This is a genomic window from Arsukibacterium sp. MJ3 (genome assembly GCF_000987765.1).
Taxonomy (GTDB): Bacteria; Pseudomonadota; Gammaproteobacteria; order Enterobacterales; family Alteromonadaceae; genus Alishewanella.
In genome coordinates this window covers 17,825-34,426 of record NZ_LAHP01000024.1, presented here as the reverse complement: position 1 = coordinate 34,426, position 16,602 = coordinate 17,825, and the positions used below count along the sequence as shown (strand labels likewise).

The following is a 16,602-nucleotide window of genomic DNA, read 5'->3' as shown; positions in this document are numbered from 1 at the left end:
AATAATTTATTCACTCTGACCCTTTTCAGGCCGGCCTTTGTGGCACCGACCAAAATCAATATCATATTTGTTGCTAATTGATGTAATAAAACTCTCGCTGGCTAAAGGATAGTTGTGGTTAATTGCTCTGCGAATACTCATAAGATCGTCAGCACAGACATCATGCTCAAATAGCGCCCTATAGTTTGCCACCCGCTGTCCAATCGTGTCAGCTAAATTTATATAAACACTGTGCGGTGTAACAACGCTAATGTTTATGCCTCTGGCGTTTGCATGATAGCTTGACCAATGATAGTCAGCGGGTTGGTCAACCATTTTTGCCCGAACCGGGTTTAGCTCAATATAACGCTGACAGGTAAGAAAATACTGATCAGTATCCACCAGGCTATCTTTAAAACGGCCATCCCATAACGTGCCCACTCGGTTATAGCGTTTGTTAAAATAGTGTACATAATCACGTCCTAAATTCTGCATTAACCTTGAAATTGCGCCATTCTGCTGCGCCGTCATCAGCAAGTGCACATGGTTACTCATCAACACAAAAGCATGTAACTGAATCTTAAAAGCTGGCAGGTGTGTTTCTAATATCGATAAATAGCAGGCTTTATCAATATCATCATAAAAACAGTTATTTCGATTATGACCCCGCTGCACCACATGGTAAGGCATATTGGCAATCAGGTATCGCTTTCTACGCGGCATATTGCATAATTGTTAATTAAATTTATTAAAATATAGCTAAATAAATACTAAATGCAATAAAAAGGGTCAGAGTGATTTTTAAAATCACTCTGACCCTTTTTATTTTGGTAAAATAACATTTTGTTTTAAGGTACTCGTATGAGTTTGACAACATCAGACAAGCACGTTAAAGGCATAGTATTGGCAGGGGGCACCGGCAGTAGGTTGTATCCGATTACCCGGGGTGTTTCAAAGCAATTGCTGGCAGTTTATGACAAACCGATGATCTACTATCCAATATCGGTACTAATGCTAGCGGGTATTCGCGATATCCTCATTATTACTACCATCGAGCACCAAAGCGCTTTTCAGAACTTGCTCGGTGACGGTAGTGATTTTGGTCTGCAATTTAGTTATTGTATTCAGCCTTCAGCAGATGGCATTGCCCAGGCTTTTATGTTGGCAGAAGACTTTCTTGCCGGCAGCCCTGCGTGTTTGGTGTTAGGTGACAACATCTTTGTCGGTCATGGTTTTAGTCAGCTTTTGCAACAGGCAATAGCCGACATTAAGCTGGGCTTAGCAACAGTGTTTGGCTACAGGGTAAGCAATCCTGAGCGCTACGGTGTAGCAGAGCTTAACGGTGCAGGGCAAGTTACTTCATTAGTAGAAAAACCAACGCAGCCGAAAAGTCATTTTGCCGTTACGGGTTTATATTTTTACCCGGCAGATGTTGTTGCTACGGCAAAGTTGCTAACACCATCTGCACGTGGAGAACTAGAAATAACCGAATTAAACCAGCTTTATCTTAATCAGCAACGGCTTAACCTAAAGCAACTAGGCCGCGGCTTTGCATGGTTAGATACCGGCACGCATGAGAGCTTATTAGAGGCTTCCGCTTACATAGAAACCATTCAAAAACGACAAGGCCTGATAGTAGCGTGCTTAGAAGAAATAGCTTTTGAGATGGGTTATATTAACAAGATACAATTACTCGAATTGGCTAAATCATTAGCAGGTAATCAGTATGGTGATTATTTACGTTTCATAGCATCCAGTGAATAAAAAGGGTCAGAGTGATTTTCCACATTTTTAACGTAAAATCACTCTGACCCTTTTTAATTTTACTATTATAGAAGGGCTTAACATGCTTGCAAAGTCGCTTAGTTTGCCTGAAGTTTTACTTATAACTCCTCAGGTTCATCTTGATACTCGTGGGTATTTCTTTGAAAGCTTTCGTCAGCAACAGCTTCAGCAGCTGATTGGTGCTGATATTCAGTTTGTGCAAGAGAATGAATCGCGCTCTGGTTTTGGTGTGTTGCGTGGTTTACATTACCAGCGTCCGCCGCAAGCGCAGGCTAAGTTAGTAAGGGTTGTAGAGGGCGAGGTACTCGATGTAGTGGTAGATATCCGCCATGGTAGCCCGCGGTTTGGTCAATCGGTGCAAACACTATTAACGGCTGAAAATAAGCAGCAGCTATTTATTCCGCCAGGCTTTGCTCATGGTGTTTTAGTGCTAAGCGCACATGCCACCATTATTTACAAAGTAGATAACTACTATTCTGCAGCGGATGATGCTGGTCTGGCTTATGATGATACCAACCTTGGCATTTGCTGGCCGTTAGCTGCCAGGCAATTAATATTATCGGCGAAGGATCAGCAGCAGCCTAATTTAGCTCAGCTTAACAGTGGCTTTAGCTGGTAATGGGTTCAGGAGTGGCAAAATACTAATGATGCACTTACTTATTACCGGTGCCAACGGGCAATTAGGGCAATGCTTTGCTGCTATTGCTAAGCAATGGCCACAATGTCAATTTACTTTTGTAGATAGTAAGCAAGCAGATATTACTAACCCGCAGCAAATAGCCGCACTAGTAGAAAAAATTAACCCCTATGCCATCATCAATTGTGCTGCTTATACCAATGTCGATTTAGCCGAGCAACAACCAGAATTAGCGTATGCTATTAACGCAACTGCAGTAAAAAAGTTGGCGCAATTATGCCGCGATACCCATACCTTATTAATACAAATAAGTACCGATTATGTTTTTAACGGCAAGCAGCAACTTCCTTATCGTGAAACTGATGTTACAGCACCAATTAACCAATATGGCCAAAGTAAACTGGCCGGCGAGCAGGCTATGCTAAGCATCGCACCAGCCGGGCTAATTTTACGCACTAGCTGGTTATATAGCGAGTTTGGCCATAACTTTGTCCGAAGTATTTGGCGAAAAAGCCAACAAGGCCAGCCGTTACAAGTGGTAGACGATCAAATAGGCAGCCCAACATACGCCCGTGAACTTGCTACTTTATGCCTTAAACTCGTCACCGCAGGTAATGTTGCTGAGCGTTTTGCAACTCCTCAGCTACTGCACTGCGCCGGCCAGGGCCAAACTAGCTGGTATCAGTTGGCTCAGGAAATTATGAACCATAGTAAGCAGCAAGTAGCCATTACGCCATTAACAAGCAAACAGTGGCAAGGTGCGGCAACACGCCCGGCTTACAGCGCTTTAAACAGCCAACAGCTTTTGCAGCAAATGGCCCTTAGTTTGCCACCCTGGCAACAAAGCCTAGCCAGCTGCCTCAATAAAATGGGTCAGAGTGAATAATTAAATGGGTCAGAGTGATTTTAGCAAGATTTTAATCACCGGTGGTGCCGGTTTTATCGGCACGGCCTTGGTCGAGTATCTGCTTGCAAATACTACACATCAGCTAGTGGTGTTAGATAAACTAACCTATGCCGCTAATTTAATCGCGCTGGCGCACTTTAAGCGTAATAGCCGGTTGCAGTTTGTAGAAGGTGATATTTGCGATGCGGGCTTGTTACACCGCCTATTTGCTGAATTTAAACCAGCCGCAATAATGCACCTGGCGGCAGAAAGCCATGTTGATAACTCCATTACTGCCCCGGCAAATTTTATACAAACCAATATTGTGGGTACCTATACCTTACTTGAAGCCGCCCGGCACTACTATGCTGGCTTGCCGATAGCGCAGCAGCAGCAATTTCGGTTTCAGCATATATCAACCGATGAAGTTTACGGCGATTTGCATAACAGCACGGCGTTATTTACCGAAACCACTCCGTATGCCCCCAGCAGCCCGTATTCGGCCAGTAAAGCCAGTTCTGATCACCTGGTGCGCGCCTGGCATCGCACCTACGGCTTACCGGTGGTTATTAGCAATTGCAGTAATAATTATGGCCCTGGCCAGCACAGTGAAAAGCTTATTCCCAAAACCATTAGTCATGCTTTAGCCGGCAAACCAATACCGTTATATGGCAACGGCCTGCAAATACGTGATTGGCTGTATGTTAGCGATCATGCTGCCGCGCTTTATCTAATACTAACGCGTGGCCGTATTGGCGAAAGTTACAATGTAGGTGGTTTAAATGAGCTAACAAACCTGGCAGTAGTAACACAAATTTGCGATATATTAGATGAACTGGTGCCAACTGGTTTTTGTCAGCTAAGCAAGAGGCAACATTATCGGCAGCTTATTCAATTTGTAGCAGAGCGCCCCGGACACGATAAACGATACGCCATTAATTGCAGTAAAGTACAAACCGAGCTTGGTTGGCAGCCGGTCGAGACACCGAAAAGTGGTTTATTAAAAACGGTACAGGCATACTGCTTGTCAAGGTAAAGACGGTCTGCTACCATCCACGCCGGTTTGGGTCGGCCGATTTCAGTTGCTTAGTATTAAAGCTGAAATATTTTATTTTTGCGCACAGGATGGCACGTTTACATGCGTTTTTCAGGTTATGTTTTACTATGTTTATTCAGCGTTACTGCTTTTGCCAGTAAGGCGGCTCCGTGGGTAGACACTAATGACCGTTATTTACGCAGCAGCCTTAAAATTCTGACCGATGGTGGCTACTTACGCACCCCTATAAATACTTACCCGTTAATGTGGCAACCACTGCTTGGCGACTTAGCCAGTATTAACACCATCAGCATGAACGATAGCCAATTGTTTGCCTATTTACGCGTAATGTCGGCGGCCGATTTTGCCAAGCAAAGCAGTATTAATAGCTTAAGCCTGGCGGCCAGCAGTGATGCTGTAGGCACTAGTGGTTTTGGCCGGCAGTACCAGCAGCAAGCCGCTGTTGCTATTAGCAGTGAGCGCATTGGCAAAAACTGGGCACTGGGCGTTACTAAAACGTTTGCCGATAATAGCCATTATCAAAATGGTTTTGCCAGCAACAACAATTGGGATGGCAGTTATGCCGCCTATACCCTGGGCAATTGGGTGTTAAGTGCTGCGCAGCAGCAATTATGGTGGGGCCCGGCTTACGACAGTAGTGTTAGCTTTAGTAATAGTGGCCGGCCACTTAAAGCATTACAAATTAGCCGCTTAAACAGTACTTTGCCGCTGTTAGCTGTGCTTAAGCCACTGGGTGCGGTTAATATGCAGCTGTTACTGGCCGAGCAACCCGGTAGTGCCTTATTACGCCATGCAAAAGTACTGGCGGCCCGAATAAATAGTAAGCCCATTAGCCAGCTCGACGTTGGCATAAGTATGTCACAACTGTATAGCGTTAATAGCGCTGTGCCAGCAAATAACCTGCAAAGCAACCTTAGTTACACTTTAGCGCCAAGCAGAATAAACACAGTAAGTGTTGATGGCCGCTACAGTATTAGCCAACATGCTGCCACCTATGCAGAACTAACTAAAAGCAATGGTGAATATGGCTGGTTAGCCGGTGCTGAGTACATTATAGCCAACCAAACCGTGCAGGCGCTGCTGGTAGCTGAATACAAAAAAACGGCTGATCAGTTGCAAGATTGGCAAAGTGTGCAACACAGCACACCTTATGGCCAGGCCGCTAGCCGCTGGCTGGCCGGGCTAGAGCTGCATTATCGCAACGGTAGCAGCATTTACACTAACCTAAGTCAGGCTAGTTTCAGTGAAAACACCGCCTTAGTGGCTAATATCCCGGCTAACAAGCGCACTAAGCTGGCGGTGGGGTATCAAACCGCATTATTTAGTGGTTTAGTTACTGTCGACACCGAGCTTAGTCGCGATGCTTTACGCAATAACCAGGTTAAATTTAACCCCGCGCTTGGCGTGGGCTGGGAACGGCGCTGGTAAATGCTTATGGATAACTGGTATGTATTGTATTGCAAACCCCGACAAGAGCAACGGGCGCAGCAACATTTGGCGAATCAAGGTTTTAACAGCTTTTTACCGCTTATTACTATTAATAAAATTAAAGCTGGTAAACAGCTTAAAGTTACCGAGCCAATGTTTCCGCGCTACTTGTTTTTACAAATGGGTAGCGAACAACTTAACTTAAGCACTATTCGTAGTACTCGCGGCATTAGCGATTTTGTCCGGTTCGGTATGCAGCTTGCTCAGGTGCCCGCCAGCCTTATTACTGCCTTAAACCAGCAGCAGCAAATTTTACAGCAACAAGAAAACCAAAATGTGCCATTTAAAGCCGGCGATGCGCTTACGGTAATTAACGGCCCATTCAGCGGCATTCAGGCAGTTTATCAGCTGGCCGAAGGTGATAAGCGCAGCATTATATTACTAAACCTGTTGGGGCAGTGGGTTAAAACCACTATGGATAACCAGCAAATTCAAAAGAATACGCCTGAAAACAGTTAGTGGCTGCGAATAACTGTTAATAGTGATCGATTAATTTGGCGTAAAAAGGTAGAATTCCGCCACTTTTTAAGTAACAACCAGCTACGTTATTTTACTATCAGCCTTTGGGGTGCTGTAACCTAATGGCGGTAGCGTGCCCAACGCACTAAAAGTATTAAGCAACACAGTAAAACCTTATTTGGCCAGTTATATTTTAAAACGGAGTTTCGGGTGCTTAAATTTTTACAACTTACTTTGTTGGCGTTAACTTTGGGGTTAAGTGCTGCCACAGTTTTTGCTCAGGCAATATCACCGGCCATGATTGAACAGTTTCAAAAATTGCCACGGGCCGAACAAGAGCGTTTAGCCAAGCAATATGGTTATGATTTACCTGGCGCAGCTACCAGCAGTAAAGGCAGCACCAGCGTATCAGCACCGGTTGACACCTTGCAGCAGCAACAGCGTCAACCTGAAACAGATAATCGCTCAGAGCGCCCGGCGCCGCAAAATGAGGCAATGACAAACCAGCAACCTAAGCGTTTTGGTTTGGCATTGTTCGATAATAACGTTAGCACTTTCGCGCCGGTTACCAATGTACCGGTGCCTGAAAGCTATATTTTAGGTCCTGATGACAGCCTAATGTTGCAGCTATTTGGTAAAGAAAACACCGATTACGAGCTTACCGTTAGTCGCGACGGCAGCATTAACTTACCTGACATTGGCCCGGTTAATGTTAGTGGCCTGCGCTTTAATCAGGCGCGTGAGTTAATAACCGAGCGGGTGCAAAACGCCAAAATAGGTGTTAGCGCTGCGGTCACCATGGGCCAGTTACGTACCATTAATATTATTATTGCCGGCGAAGCCAAGCAGCCTGGCGTTTATGCAGTGTCAGCACTTACTACCGTTACTCAGGCGTTATTTGTGGCAGGTGGGGTGTCAGATATCGGCAGCTTACGAAACATTAAGGTTAATCGTGGCGGTAAAACTCAGGTAAACGTCGATTTATATCAGTTGCTGTTACAAGGCAATAATATTACCGATATTAACTTACAACATGGCGACGTAGTGTTTGTTGAGCCCGTTAAGGCCCTTATTGAAGTAAACGGCGAAGTACAGCGGCCGGCTATTTACGAGCTGGCAAATAACGAAACCCTAGCCGACATACTAACAATGGCAGGCGGCAGCAAAGCGGGCGCTTATCCACGTAATGTGGTGTTGCAGCGTTTTAACAGCAACAATATGCGAGATTTACTTACCCTAGATTTAACCATGCCGGCAGACGCTAATACCCAGGCTAAAAATGGCGACGTATTAACCATTGCCGCTACCTCGCCACGTATTGAACGCAGCATAACAGTAGCTGGTGCGGTTACCCGCCCTGGCCAATATGCCTGGCAGCCAGGTTTAACCGTGGCCGATGTACTACCGTCTTTATGGTCGGGTGTACATATGGTAGCCGACTTAGATTACGCATTAATCGTACGCGAGCTAAGCAACGCCGGTAATGTTGAAGTACTGCAGTTTGACTTAGGTCAGGCTATTACGTCGCCGGGCAGCGTCAGTAATTTAGCGTTACAGGCCCGCGATATGTTGCTGGTGTTTCCCTATGGCGATGAAGGCTATCAGCGTAAGCAGTTATATACCGAATTAAAAAAACTCACCGTTCAAAGCATAGTCGAGCCCGCAGCCTTAGCGCTGCAAGAAACAGAATATGGCTTTGTTACCATTGAGCAACAGCAGCAAATTGCATACCACCTAAACCGAATAACAAGCCAATATACCCTTGATAGCAGCTTGTTACGCTTTACCGCACATTTAAGCCGCAGCGAATTACTTACGCCACTACTTACAAAGCTAGAGCAGCAAGCACGTTTTAATTTACAGCCGCAAATTGCCATTGTAACGGGTAATGTAAAAGTGGCGGGCAGTTACCCCTTAGCAAAAAATGGTAAGGTAAGTGATTTAATTACCGCCGCCGGTGGCCTGGCGCAATCTGCTTTTGCTAATAGGGCCGAGCTTACCCGGGCTATATACAATGACGCTATTGGCGCAGTTGAAGCGCAGCACATAGCGCTAAACCTTAATGCAGTGTTTAGCGGCGAGAATAACCCACAGCTTATTAGCCGCGACACGCTAAACGTTTTTGAAACGCCAGACTGGAATATTAAACGTAACATTACCCTGCGCGGTGAAGTGCGCTTTCCCGGGGTATACGCCATTCAACAGCATGAAAGCTTGGCAGACATCATAAATAGGGCGGGCGGCTTAAGCAATAATGCGTTTAGTAATGGTGCAGTATTTACCCGGCAAATTATTCAGGAAGCTGAAGCAGAGCAAATGAAAAAGTTAATAAGCCAGTTGCGGGCAGATATAGCCGCTAAAGCGCTTACCAGTAGCAGTGGCCCAACACTGCCGGCTACTGACGCCAATGCCATGCTAAGCGAGTTAGAGCAACAAAAGCCGGTAGGCCGTTTGGTTATAGACCTCGACAGTATTATCGCTGGCAGCCCACAGCACAGCATACGGGTGCAAGACGGTGATATGTTAACTATACCGCGCATTAGTAATACGGTAACGGTGCTAGGCGAAGTACAACATGCCAGCAGCCATCGGTTTGACCCGGCTATGTCACTTAATGAATACCTAAAATTAGCCGGTGGCCTGCGTAAGCGTGCCGACGAAAACCGGGTGTATGTTATTCGCGCCGACGGCTCGGTAGTTGTGCCGCAAAGCAATTGGTTTGCGGTATCTAGCACCCGGCTGCAACCTGGCGACACTATTATTGCGCCACTAGACACCGAGTACAAAGACAACTTAAGTATGTGGGCACAAGTCACCCAAATTTTCTATCAAACTGCAGTAGCGATAGCCGCGCTTAATTCTTTCTAAGGAAACCGATGACTGAACAAGTAATACAACAGCAACAAACTGCTGATGATGAAATCGATTTGCGTGAGTTATTAAGTGCTATCTGGCAGGGTAAGTGGATTATTATTGCGGTTACTTTTGTGTTTGCCGTAGTGGCAGTGTTTTATGCCTTAAGCCTGCCAAATATTTATAAAAGTGACGTGTTATTAGCGCCGGTATCAGAAATCAGTGGCTTGAAAATCCCTGGCCAGCTAGGCGGTTTAGCGGCCTTAGCCGGGGTTAATCTAGGCGGTGCTGGTGGTGATAAAACCGGCTTAGCAATTGAAATACTTAAATCACGCGAGTTTATTGGCCGGTTTATTGAAAAGCATGATTTATTTATTCCGATAATGGCAGCAAAGGGCTGGAATCGCAGTGACAATAGCCTGGTGATTGACCCAGATATATATAATGAAACCAACCAGCAATGGGTTCGTGATGTTAAGCCGCCGTTTCAGCCCAAGCCCAGCGTGTTAGAAACACATGAAGGGTTTCTGAAGTTGTTTGCCGTATCGCAGGATAAAACAAGCGGCATGGTAAACCTTTCAGTCGAGCATTATTCCCCTTACTTAGCGCAGCAATGGGCTAGTTGGTTAGTGCAAGCTATTAACAATGAAATGCGGCAGCGCGAACTTAGCGAAGCCAAAAGTAGTATGGCTTACCTTACCGAACAAATTAACCAAACCAATATTGCCGATGTTCGTGCCATGTTGTTTGCCTTAATTGAAGAACAAACCAAAACAGTAATGCTGGCTAATGTGCGGGAAGAATATGTGTTTAAAACAGTTGATCCAGCGGTTGTGGCGGAGCGAAAAGCCAAGCCAGCTAGAGCGCTAATTGTTGTTTTGGCCTTTATGTTGGGCTCATTACTTAGCATGATGTTTGTTTTAGTGCGTTATTTTTCGGGTAAAAAGTAATTTAATGAAAGTGCTAACAGTTTTTGCAACCCGTCTTGAAGCTGTTAAAATGGCATTTTCGATATTGTCAAATCCTGCAAATGAATTTTCGATAAGTTTTTTCAAGGTATTTAATTAATGAAATTTTCATCTTTATCCGTTATTGGACTTGGCTATATTGGTCTGCCAACTGCAGCTGTGTTTGCTTCTCGTAAAATAAAAGTGATTGGCGTTGATGTAAACCAAAGAGCGGTTGATACCATTAATCAGGGTAAAATTCATATCGTCGAACCTGACTTAGATATCGCTGTACATGCTGCAGTAACTGAAGGGTATTTAAAAGCCACAACCACGCCCGAACCTGCAGATGCATTTATTGTTGCCGTACCGACGCCCTTTAAAGGCGATAATCATGATCCAGATTTAAGTTACATTGAGGCCGCTAGTAAAGCCATAGCGCCGGTATTAGCCAAAGGTAATCTGGTTATTCTGGAGTCCACCTCGCCGGTGGGCGCCACTGAGCAGATGGCTGAATGGTTAGCTACGGCAAGACCCGATTTAACTTTCCCGCAAACTCATGGTGAAGATTCCGATATTCGTATTGCCCATTGTCCGGAACGTGTATTACCGGGCCATGTCATGCGTGAGCTTATCGAGAATGACCGGGTAATTGGCGGTATGACACCTAAATGCTCGGCTTACTCGGTAGCTCTATATAAAACTTTTGTACAAGGTGAATGCGTAGTAACTAATGCTCGCACGGCAGAGATGGCTAAGCTAACCGAAAATAGCTTTCGTGATGTCAACATTGCCTTTGCCAATGAGCTGTCAATGATATGCGACAAGCTTGACATCAACGTCTGGGAATTAATTAAACTAGCAAATCGTCACCCCAGGGTGAATATTTTACAACCCGGCCCGGGTGTTGGTGGCCACTGCATTGCAGTAGACCCCTGGTTTATTGTTAGTAAAACGCCTGAGTTGGCAAAGTTGATCCGAACCGCACGTGAAGTGAATGACAGCAAACCAGGGTGGGTGATTGATAAGGTGAAACTGGCTATTGCGGATTTTCTGCAGGCAAACCCGACCAAGACAGTAAAAGACGTCACAGTGGCATGCTATGGCCTGGCATTTAAGCCTGATATTGACGATTTGCGAGAAAGCCCGGCAATGGCTATAGCCCAACAAATTGTAAAGATACATAGTGGCCGGGTGCTGTTAGTTGAGCCAAACATAGCGCAACTGCCAGCTAAATTAGCAAGCCAGTCTTTATCAAGCGTTGAGCAAGCCTTCATTGAAGCAGATATTCACATATTGTTGGTTGACCATAAATTGTTTAAAACAACTAAGCCAGTAACTGGCGTTATTGTTGATAGTAAAGGGATTTGGTAATGAAATTGTTAGTAACAGGTGGCGCGGGTTTTATTGGTTCGGCAGTTGTGCGCCATATTATTAAAAACACCGCTAATTCGGTAGTTAACGTTGATAAGTTAACTTATGCCGGTAATCTTAATTCGGTAGCTGACGCAGCGCAAAATAGTCGGTATGTGTTTGAGCAAGCTGATATCTGTAATGCAGAGACAATGGCAGCCCTGTTTGCTAAACACCAGCCCGATGCGGTAATGCATTTAGCGGCCGAAAGCCATGTTGACCGTTCTATTGATGGCCCTGCAGCGTTTATTGAAACTAACATTATTGGTACTTATGCCCTATTAGAAGCTGCGCGTCAGTATTGGAAAGACTTACCTGAAGCACGTAAAGCCGCATTTCGCTTTCATCATATCTCTACCGATGAAGTGTATGGTGATTTGCATGGCACTGATGATTTGTTTACTGAAACGACACCGTACGCACCAAGCAGCCCTTATTCAGCCAGCAAGGCCAGCTCTGATCATTTAGTGCGGGCATGGCAGCGTACTTATGGCCTGCCAGTTATTGTAACTAACTGCTCAAATAATTATGGGCCGTATCACTTCCCGGAAAAACTTATACCGCTAATCATTTTAAACGCGCTAGCCGGTAAGCCGCTACCGGTATACGGTAAAGGTAACCAAATCCGTGACTGGTTGTATGTAGAAGACCATGCTCGTGCGCTGTACAAAGTGGTAACTGAAGGTGAAGTAGGTGAAACCTATAATATCGGCGGCCACAACGAAAAGCAAAATATCGAAGTGGTTAAAACTATCTGCGCTATTTTGGAAGAACTCGCGCCAATTAAGCATTCATCACTTAACATTGAAAACTACGAAAGTTTAATCACTTTTGTCAAAGATCGGCCAGGCCATGACCTGCGTTACGCGATAGACGCCAGTAAAATTGAGCGAGAGCTAGGCTGGAAGCCAGAAGAAACCTTTGAAACTGGTTTGCGTAAAACCGTGCAGTGGTATTTAGATAATAAAGACTGGTGGCAAGCTGTGTTAGATGGCAGCTACAAATTAGAACGTTTAGGGCAGGAAGCATAACTATGGCAGCATACAAAGGAATCGTATTAGCGGGTGGCTCAGGCACCCGTTTGTACCCAATTACTCGTGGCGTCTCAAAGCAATTACTGCCTATTTATGATAAGCCGATGGTGTATTATCCGATATCAACCTTGATGCTGGCAGGTATTAAAGACATTTTAATCATTTCAACACCTGAAGATATTGATGGTTTTAAACGGCTGCTAGGCGACGGCAGCGCCTTTGGTGTTAACTTTAGCTATGCAGTGCAACCAAGCCCAGACGGCTTGGCACAGGCTTTTATTATTGGTGAAGAGTTTATTGGTAACGACAAAGTGTGTCTGGTGCTAGGCGACAATATCTATTACGGCCAATCATTCTCTAAAACATTAAAAAATGCCGCTGCTCGCGACACTGGTGCTACGGTCTTCGGTTATATGGTAAAAGACCCGGAACGTTTCGGTGTGGTCGAATTTGATAAAGATATGAAAGCTGTATCGATTGAAGAAAAACCGGCTAGGCCGAAATCAAACTATGCAGTAACTGGCCTGTATTTCTACGACAATACTGTGGTAGAGCTTGCTAAGCAGGTTAAACCTTCTGAGCGTGGCGAGCTGGAAATAACTACCTTAAATCAGATGTACTTAGAAGCGGGCAAGCTGAATGTAGAAATACTGGGTCGTGGTTTTGCCTGGCTTGACACCGGTACCCATGAAAGCTTGCATGAAGCATCATCGTTTGTACAAACCATAGAGCATGTGCAGGGGTTGAAAATAGCCTGTCTGGAAGAAATTGCCTGGCGTAATGGCTGGCTAACCGCTGAGCAAGTAATTAGTGTGGCTAAACCGATGCTAAAAAATGAATATGGCCAGTATTTAACCCGGTTAGTGTCATGCAATTAACAGCACAATTAAAAGTTGCTATAACCGGTGCCAATGGCCAACTGGGATATCAGTTAGTAAAAAAACTAACAGGAAAAGTAACCCTTAAGGCATTCGACAGAGCAGGGTTAGATATAGCTAATGCTGCTGAGGTAGACAGCTCGCTAATGGCTTTTGCACCAGACGTTATTATTAATGCTGCAGCTTATACTGCCGTTGATAAAGCCGAGCAAGAGCAAGAATTAGCCGCTTCTATTAACGAGTTTGGTCCAGAAAACCTTGCCAAAATAGCTAGTAGGCTTGGTGCAGTGTTAATACATGTATCAACCGATTATGTATTTGATGGCACCAGCCAACAACCCTATGTCGAAACCGATATCACTAATCCGCAAAGTGTCTATGGTGTAACTAAACTTGCTGGCGAGTTAGCAGTAGTAAAACATTGCAGTAAACATATTATTCTTCGTACTGCCTGGGTATTTGCCGAGCATGGCAATAATTTTGTCAAAACTATGTTACGGATGGCGCAAAGCCGCCCTGAACTTGGTGTAGTAGCCGACCAAATGGGTGGGCCTACTTATGCCGGTGATATTGCCAACACCATTATTGCTATAGTAGGGCAGCTAGACACACAGAATGAACAGCGCTGGGGTATATACCATTACAGCGGTATGCCTTTTGTAAGCTGGAAGCAGTTTGCGCAACAAATATTTGCACACGCTGTACAGCAGCAGCTTATTGTCAAGGCGCCGGTGGTTAATGCTATTACTACCGAACAATATCCAACACCTGCAAAACGGCCGGCTTTTTCTATGTTAAATTGCAGCAAAATACAGCAAGCATTTGCTATTAAGCCATCGAGCTGGCAAGTGGCCTTAAACAACTTAACATTATACAAGTGAACGCTATGAAAGTTATTGATACAGCAATTCCAGATGTAAAAATTATTGAGCCTGCTGTTTTTAGTGATGAACGCGGCTGGTTTATGGAGTCCTGGAATCATAAAGTCTTTTGTGAACTAATCGCTGACAGAGAGTTTGTGCAGGATAACCAGTCTATTTCTCATAAAGGTGTCCTTAGAGGCTTGCATTACCAAGTATCCCCTTTTCAACAAGGGAAATTAGTTCGGGTGGTTACGGGCAGTGTATTTGATGTCGCTGTTGATATCAGGGAGAACTCTGACACGTATGGCAAGTACGTTGCAGTAGAATTATCAGCAAAAAATAGAAAAATGCTTTGGATACCTGAGGGGTTTGCGCATGGATTTCTGTCACTTGAAGACAACACAACATTTCTGTATAAAACAACCGGTTATTACAGTAAAGATTCTGAGCGTTCAATCAATTGGATGTCATCATCTTTAAATATTGCATGGCCAAATTTAGAAGAAGTAATTGTAAATGAAAAAGATTCGTCTGCTACATTATTTAAATTTAATAAATTACACACGTAAAGTAAGATAAATAAACCATTAAGTAAAAGGTAATTATGGCTTATCTTAGTCAAAAAGAAATGGAAAAAATGGGGTTTCGCTCACTGGGTAAGAAAGTAAAAATAAGCGATAAAGCTGCAATATACAACCCAGAAAAAATATGTATCGGAAATTACTCAAGAATAGATGATTTTTGCATTATTTCTGGGCTTATTGAAATTGGAGATTACTGCCACGTAACACCGATGTGTTTGATAGCAGGTGGAGAACCAGGCGTGATAATGGCAGACTTTGTTACCTTAGCCTATGGGGTAAAAATTTTTTCGCAAAGTGATGATTATTCTGGTGCTTCAATGGTCAGCTCATTAGTACCTAAAAAATTTAAAAAAGAAACCTTCTCGCAAGTAGTTATTAAAAAACATGTAATTATTGGAACTAACTCTGTAGTGTTTCCAGGGGTGACAGTTGAGGAGGGGTGTTCAATTGGCGCAATGTCTTTAGTAGTTAAATCAACATGTAGTTGGGGAGTATACTTTGGATCTCCGGCAAAGAGAAAGTCAGAAAGAATTAAAGATCTTTTGGCATTGGAAGTTGAATTTCTATTGGATAATAAAAAGCTATGATTCCATTTAACAAACCGTTATTGTCTGGTAATGAATTAGCTTACATAGCTGATACTGTGGCCTGTGGGAAGATTTCTGGAGATGGAAAATATACAAAAAAATGCCATGATTTTTTCGAAAAAGAATATGGGTTTAAAAAGGTCCTTCTAACCACATCGTGTACTGATGCGTTGGAAATGGCCGCAATATTATTAGATATTAAATCAGGTGATGAGGTTATTGCTCCCTCTTATACATTTGTATCAACAGTCAATGCATTCGTATTGCGCGGTGCAAAAATTGTTTTTGCTGACAGTACCTCTGATCATCCAAATATAGACCCAGATCATGTTTCAAAACTCATTACACCAAGAACTAAAGCAATCGTTGTAGTACATTATGCGGGTGTTGCATGCGATATGGATGCAATAATGGATTTGTCAAAAAAATTCAATATTCCCGTAGTAGAAGATGCTGCACAAGCGATTGATAGTTATTATAAAGATAGGCCACTTGGTAGTATTGGCGCTTTTGGCACCTTTTCGTTTCATGAGACTAAAAACATAATAGCTGGTGAAGGGGGTATGCTAGTTATTAATGATGAGAAATATATACATCGCGCTGAGATTATCAGGGAAAAAGGGACAAACCGTTCGTCATTTTTCAGAGGTGAGGTTGCTAAATACAGCTGGGTAGATATTGGATCTTCTTTTTTGCCATCAGATATAATTGCAGCATATTTATATGCTCAACTTGAAAACAAAAATAAAATTCAAGAAAAGAGAAAAGAGATATGGCAGCTCTATTATGATAACCTTAAAATAGGGATAATAAGTCCTTCATTTAGATTGCCAGTTTTGCCTAGCTATTCTACTAATAATGCACACATGTTTTATATTGTTTGTGAAAGCCTTAATCACCGAAATAATCTAATTAAGCATTTAAAAGATTCAGGTGTTCACGCTGTTTTTCATTATTTATCTCTTCATACAAGTGAGTATTTTAAAGGAAAGCACACAGGGGAATGCCTTAAGAATTCAGATTTTTTTACCGATACTTTATTAAGGTTACCATTGTATTACGATCTGGATAACACTGAGATTGACTTTATTTGTGAAAAAATAATAAAGTACACAAATGAAAGCAATTAAACAAAAAATCAGTATACTGATT

Annotated in this window: 16 protein-coding genes; 15 read left to right on the top strand and 1 reads right to left on the bottom strand. The window is 43.6% G+C overall.

Annotated elements, in window-relative coordinates:
• Positions 1-6: 6 nt before the first annotated feature.
• Positions 7-702, bottom strand: a complete 696-nt coding sequence (locus VT06_RS14825) for a transposase (protein WP_046555106.1) — start codon at positions 700-702, stop codon at positions 7-9.
• A gap of 138 nt (positions 703-840) precedes the next feature.
• On the opposite strand from VT06_RS14825, the gene rfbA (VT06_RS14820) reads away from it, so the two are divergent.
• From rfbA (VT06_RS14820) to rffA, 15 genes are all read left to right on the top strand, one after another.
• Positions 841-1,743 (top strand): glucose-1-phosphate thymidylyltransferase RfbA, encoded by a 903-nt coding sequence (gene rfbA / locus VT06_RS14820; RefSeq protein WP_046555105.1) that lies wholly within the window; start codon positions 841-843, stop codon positions 1,741-1,743.
• A gap of 82 nt (positions 1,744-1,825) precedes the next feature.
• A complete protein-coding gene (rfbC, locus tag VT06_RS14815; RefSeq protein WP_046555104.1) occupies positions 1,826-2,383 on the top strand; it encodes a dTDP-4-dehydrorhamnose 3,5-epimerase in 558 nt (185 codons plus the stop codon).
• A 25-nt stretch (positions 2,384-2,408) separates the two neighbouring features.
• Entirely contained in the window at positions 2,409-3,287 is an 879-nt protein-coding gene (rfbD, locus tag VT06_RS14810; RefSeq protein ID WP_046555103.1) for a dTDP-4-dehydrorhamnose reductase, read from the top strand.
• Positions 3,288-3,291: 4 nt separating this feature from the next.
• Entirely contained in the window at positions 3,292-4,323 is a 1,032-nt protein-coding gene (rfbB, locus tag VT06_RS14805) for a dTDP-glucose 4,6-dehydratase (protein ID WP_046555102.1), read from the top strand.
• Between the two features lie 102 nt (positions 4,324-4,425).
• Positions 4,426-5,772, top strand: a complete 1,347-nt coding sequence (locus VT06_RS14800; protein ID WP_046555101.1) for a capsule assembly Wzi family protein — start codon at positions 4,426-4,428, stop codon at positions 5,770-5,772.
• A 6-nt stretch (positions 5,773-5,778) separates the two neighbouring features.
• Positions 5,779-6,291, top strand: a complete 513-nt coding sequence (gene rfaH / locus VT06_RS14795) for a transcription/translation regulatory transformer protein RfaH (RefSeq protein ID WP_046555123.1) — start codon at positions 5,779-5,781, stop codon at positions 6,289-6,291.
• Between the two features lie 210 nt (positions 6,292-6,501).
• Positions 6,502-9,159: an SLBB domain-containing protein gene (locus VT06_RS14790; RefSeq protein WP_235357443.1), complete on the top strand. Its 2,658-nt coding sequence runs from the start codon at positions 6,502-6,504 to the stop codon at positions 9,157-9,159.
• 8 nt (positions 9,160-9,167) lie between these two features.
• Positions 9,168-10,094 (top strand): Wzz/FepE/Etk N-terminal domain-containing protein, encoded by a 927-nt coding sequence (locus VT06_RS14785; RefSeq protein ID WP_046555100.1) that lies wholly within the window; start codon positions 9,168-9,170, stop codon positions 10,092-10,094.
• A 117-nt stretch (positions 10,095-10,211) separates the two neighbouring features.
• Entirely contained in the window at positions 10,212-11,465 is a 1,254-nt protein-coding gene (wecC, locus tag VT06_RS14780; protein ID WP_046555099.1) for a UDP-N-acetyl-D-mannosamine dehydrogenase, read from the top strand.
• Entirely contained in the window at positions 11,465-12,535 is a 1,071-nt protein-coding gene (gene rfbB, locus VT06_RS14775; protein WP_046555098.1) for a dTDP-glucose 4,6-dehydratase, read from the top strand. Before wecC ends, rfbB (VT06_RS14775) begins: the two co-directional genes overlap by 1 nt.
• Positions 12,536-12,537: 2 nt before the next feature.
• Entirely contained in the window at positions 12,538-13,416 is an 879-nt protein-coding gene (gene rfbA / locus VT06_RS14770) for a glucose-1-phosphate thymidylyltransferase RfbA (protein WP_046555097.1), read from the top strand.
• A complete protein-coding gene (gene rfbD / locus VT06_RS14765) occupies positions 13,407-14,297 on the top strand; it encodes a dTDP-4-dehydrorhamnose reductase (protein WP_046555096.1) in 891 nt (296 codons plus the stop codon). The genes rfbA (VT06_RS14770) and rfbD (VT06_RS14765) overlap by 10 nt, the downstream gene beginning before the upstream one ends.
• Positions 14,298-14,302: 5 nt before the next feature.
• On the top strand, positions 14,303-14,848 hold the full coding sequence (gene rfbC / locus VT06_RS14760) for a dTDP-4-dehydrorhamnose 3,5-epimerase (RefSeq protein ID WP_046555121.1): 546 nt from the start codon (positions 14,303-14,305) through the stop codon (positions 14,846-14,848).
• Positions 14,849-14,883: 35 nt separating this feature from the next.
• The gene (locus VT06_RS14755) at positions 14,884-15,450 is read left to right on the top strand and encodes an acyltransferase (protein WP_046555095.1); all 567 of its coding nucleotides are present in this window, start codon (positions 14,884-14,886) and stop codon (positions 15,448-15,450) included.
• The gene (gene rffA, locus VT06_RS14750) at positions 15,447-16,580 is read left to right on the top strand and encodes a dTDP-4-amino-4,6-dideoxygalactose transaminase (RefSeq protein WP_046555094.1); all 1,134 of its coding nucleotides are present in this window, start codon (positions 15,447-15,449) and stop codon (positions 16,578-16,580) included. Before VT06_RS14755 ends, rffA begins: the two co-directional genes overlap by 4 nt.
• Positions 16,581-16,602 lie beyond the last annotated feature (22 nt).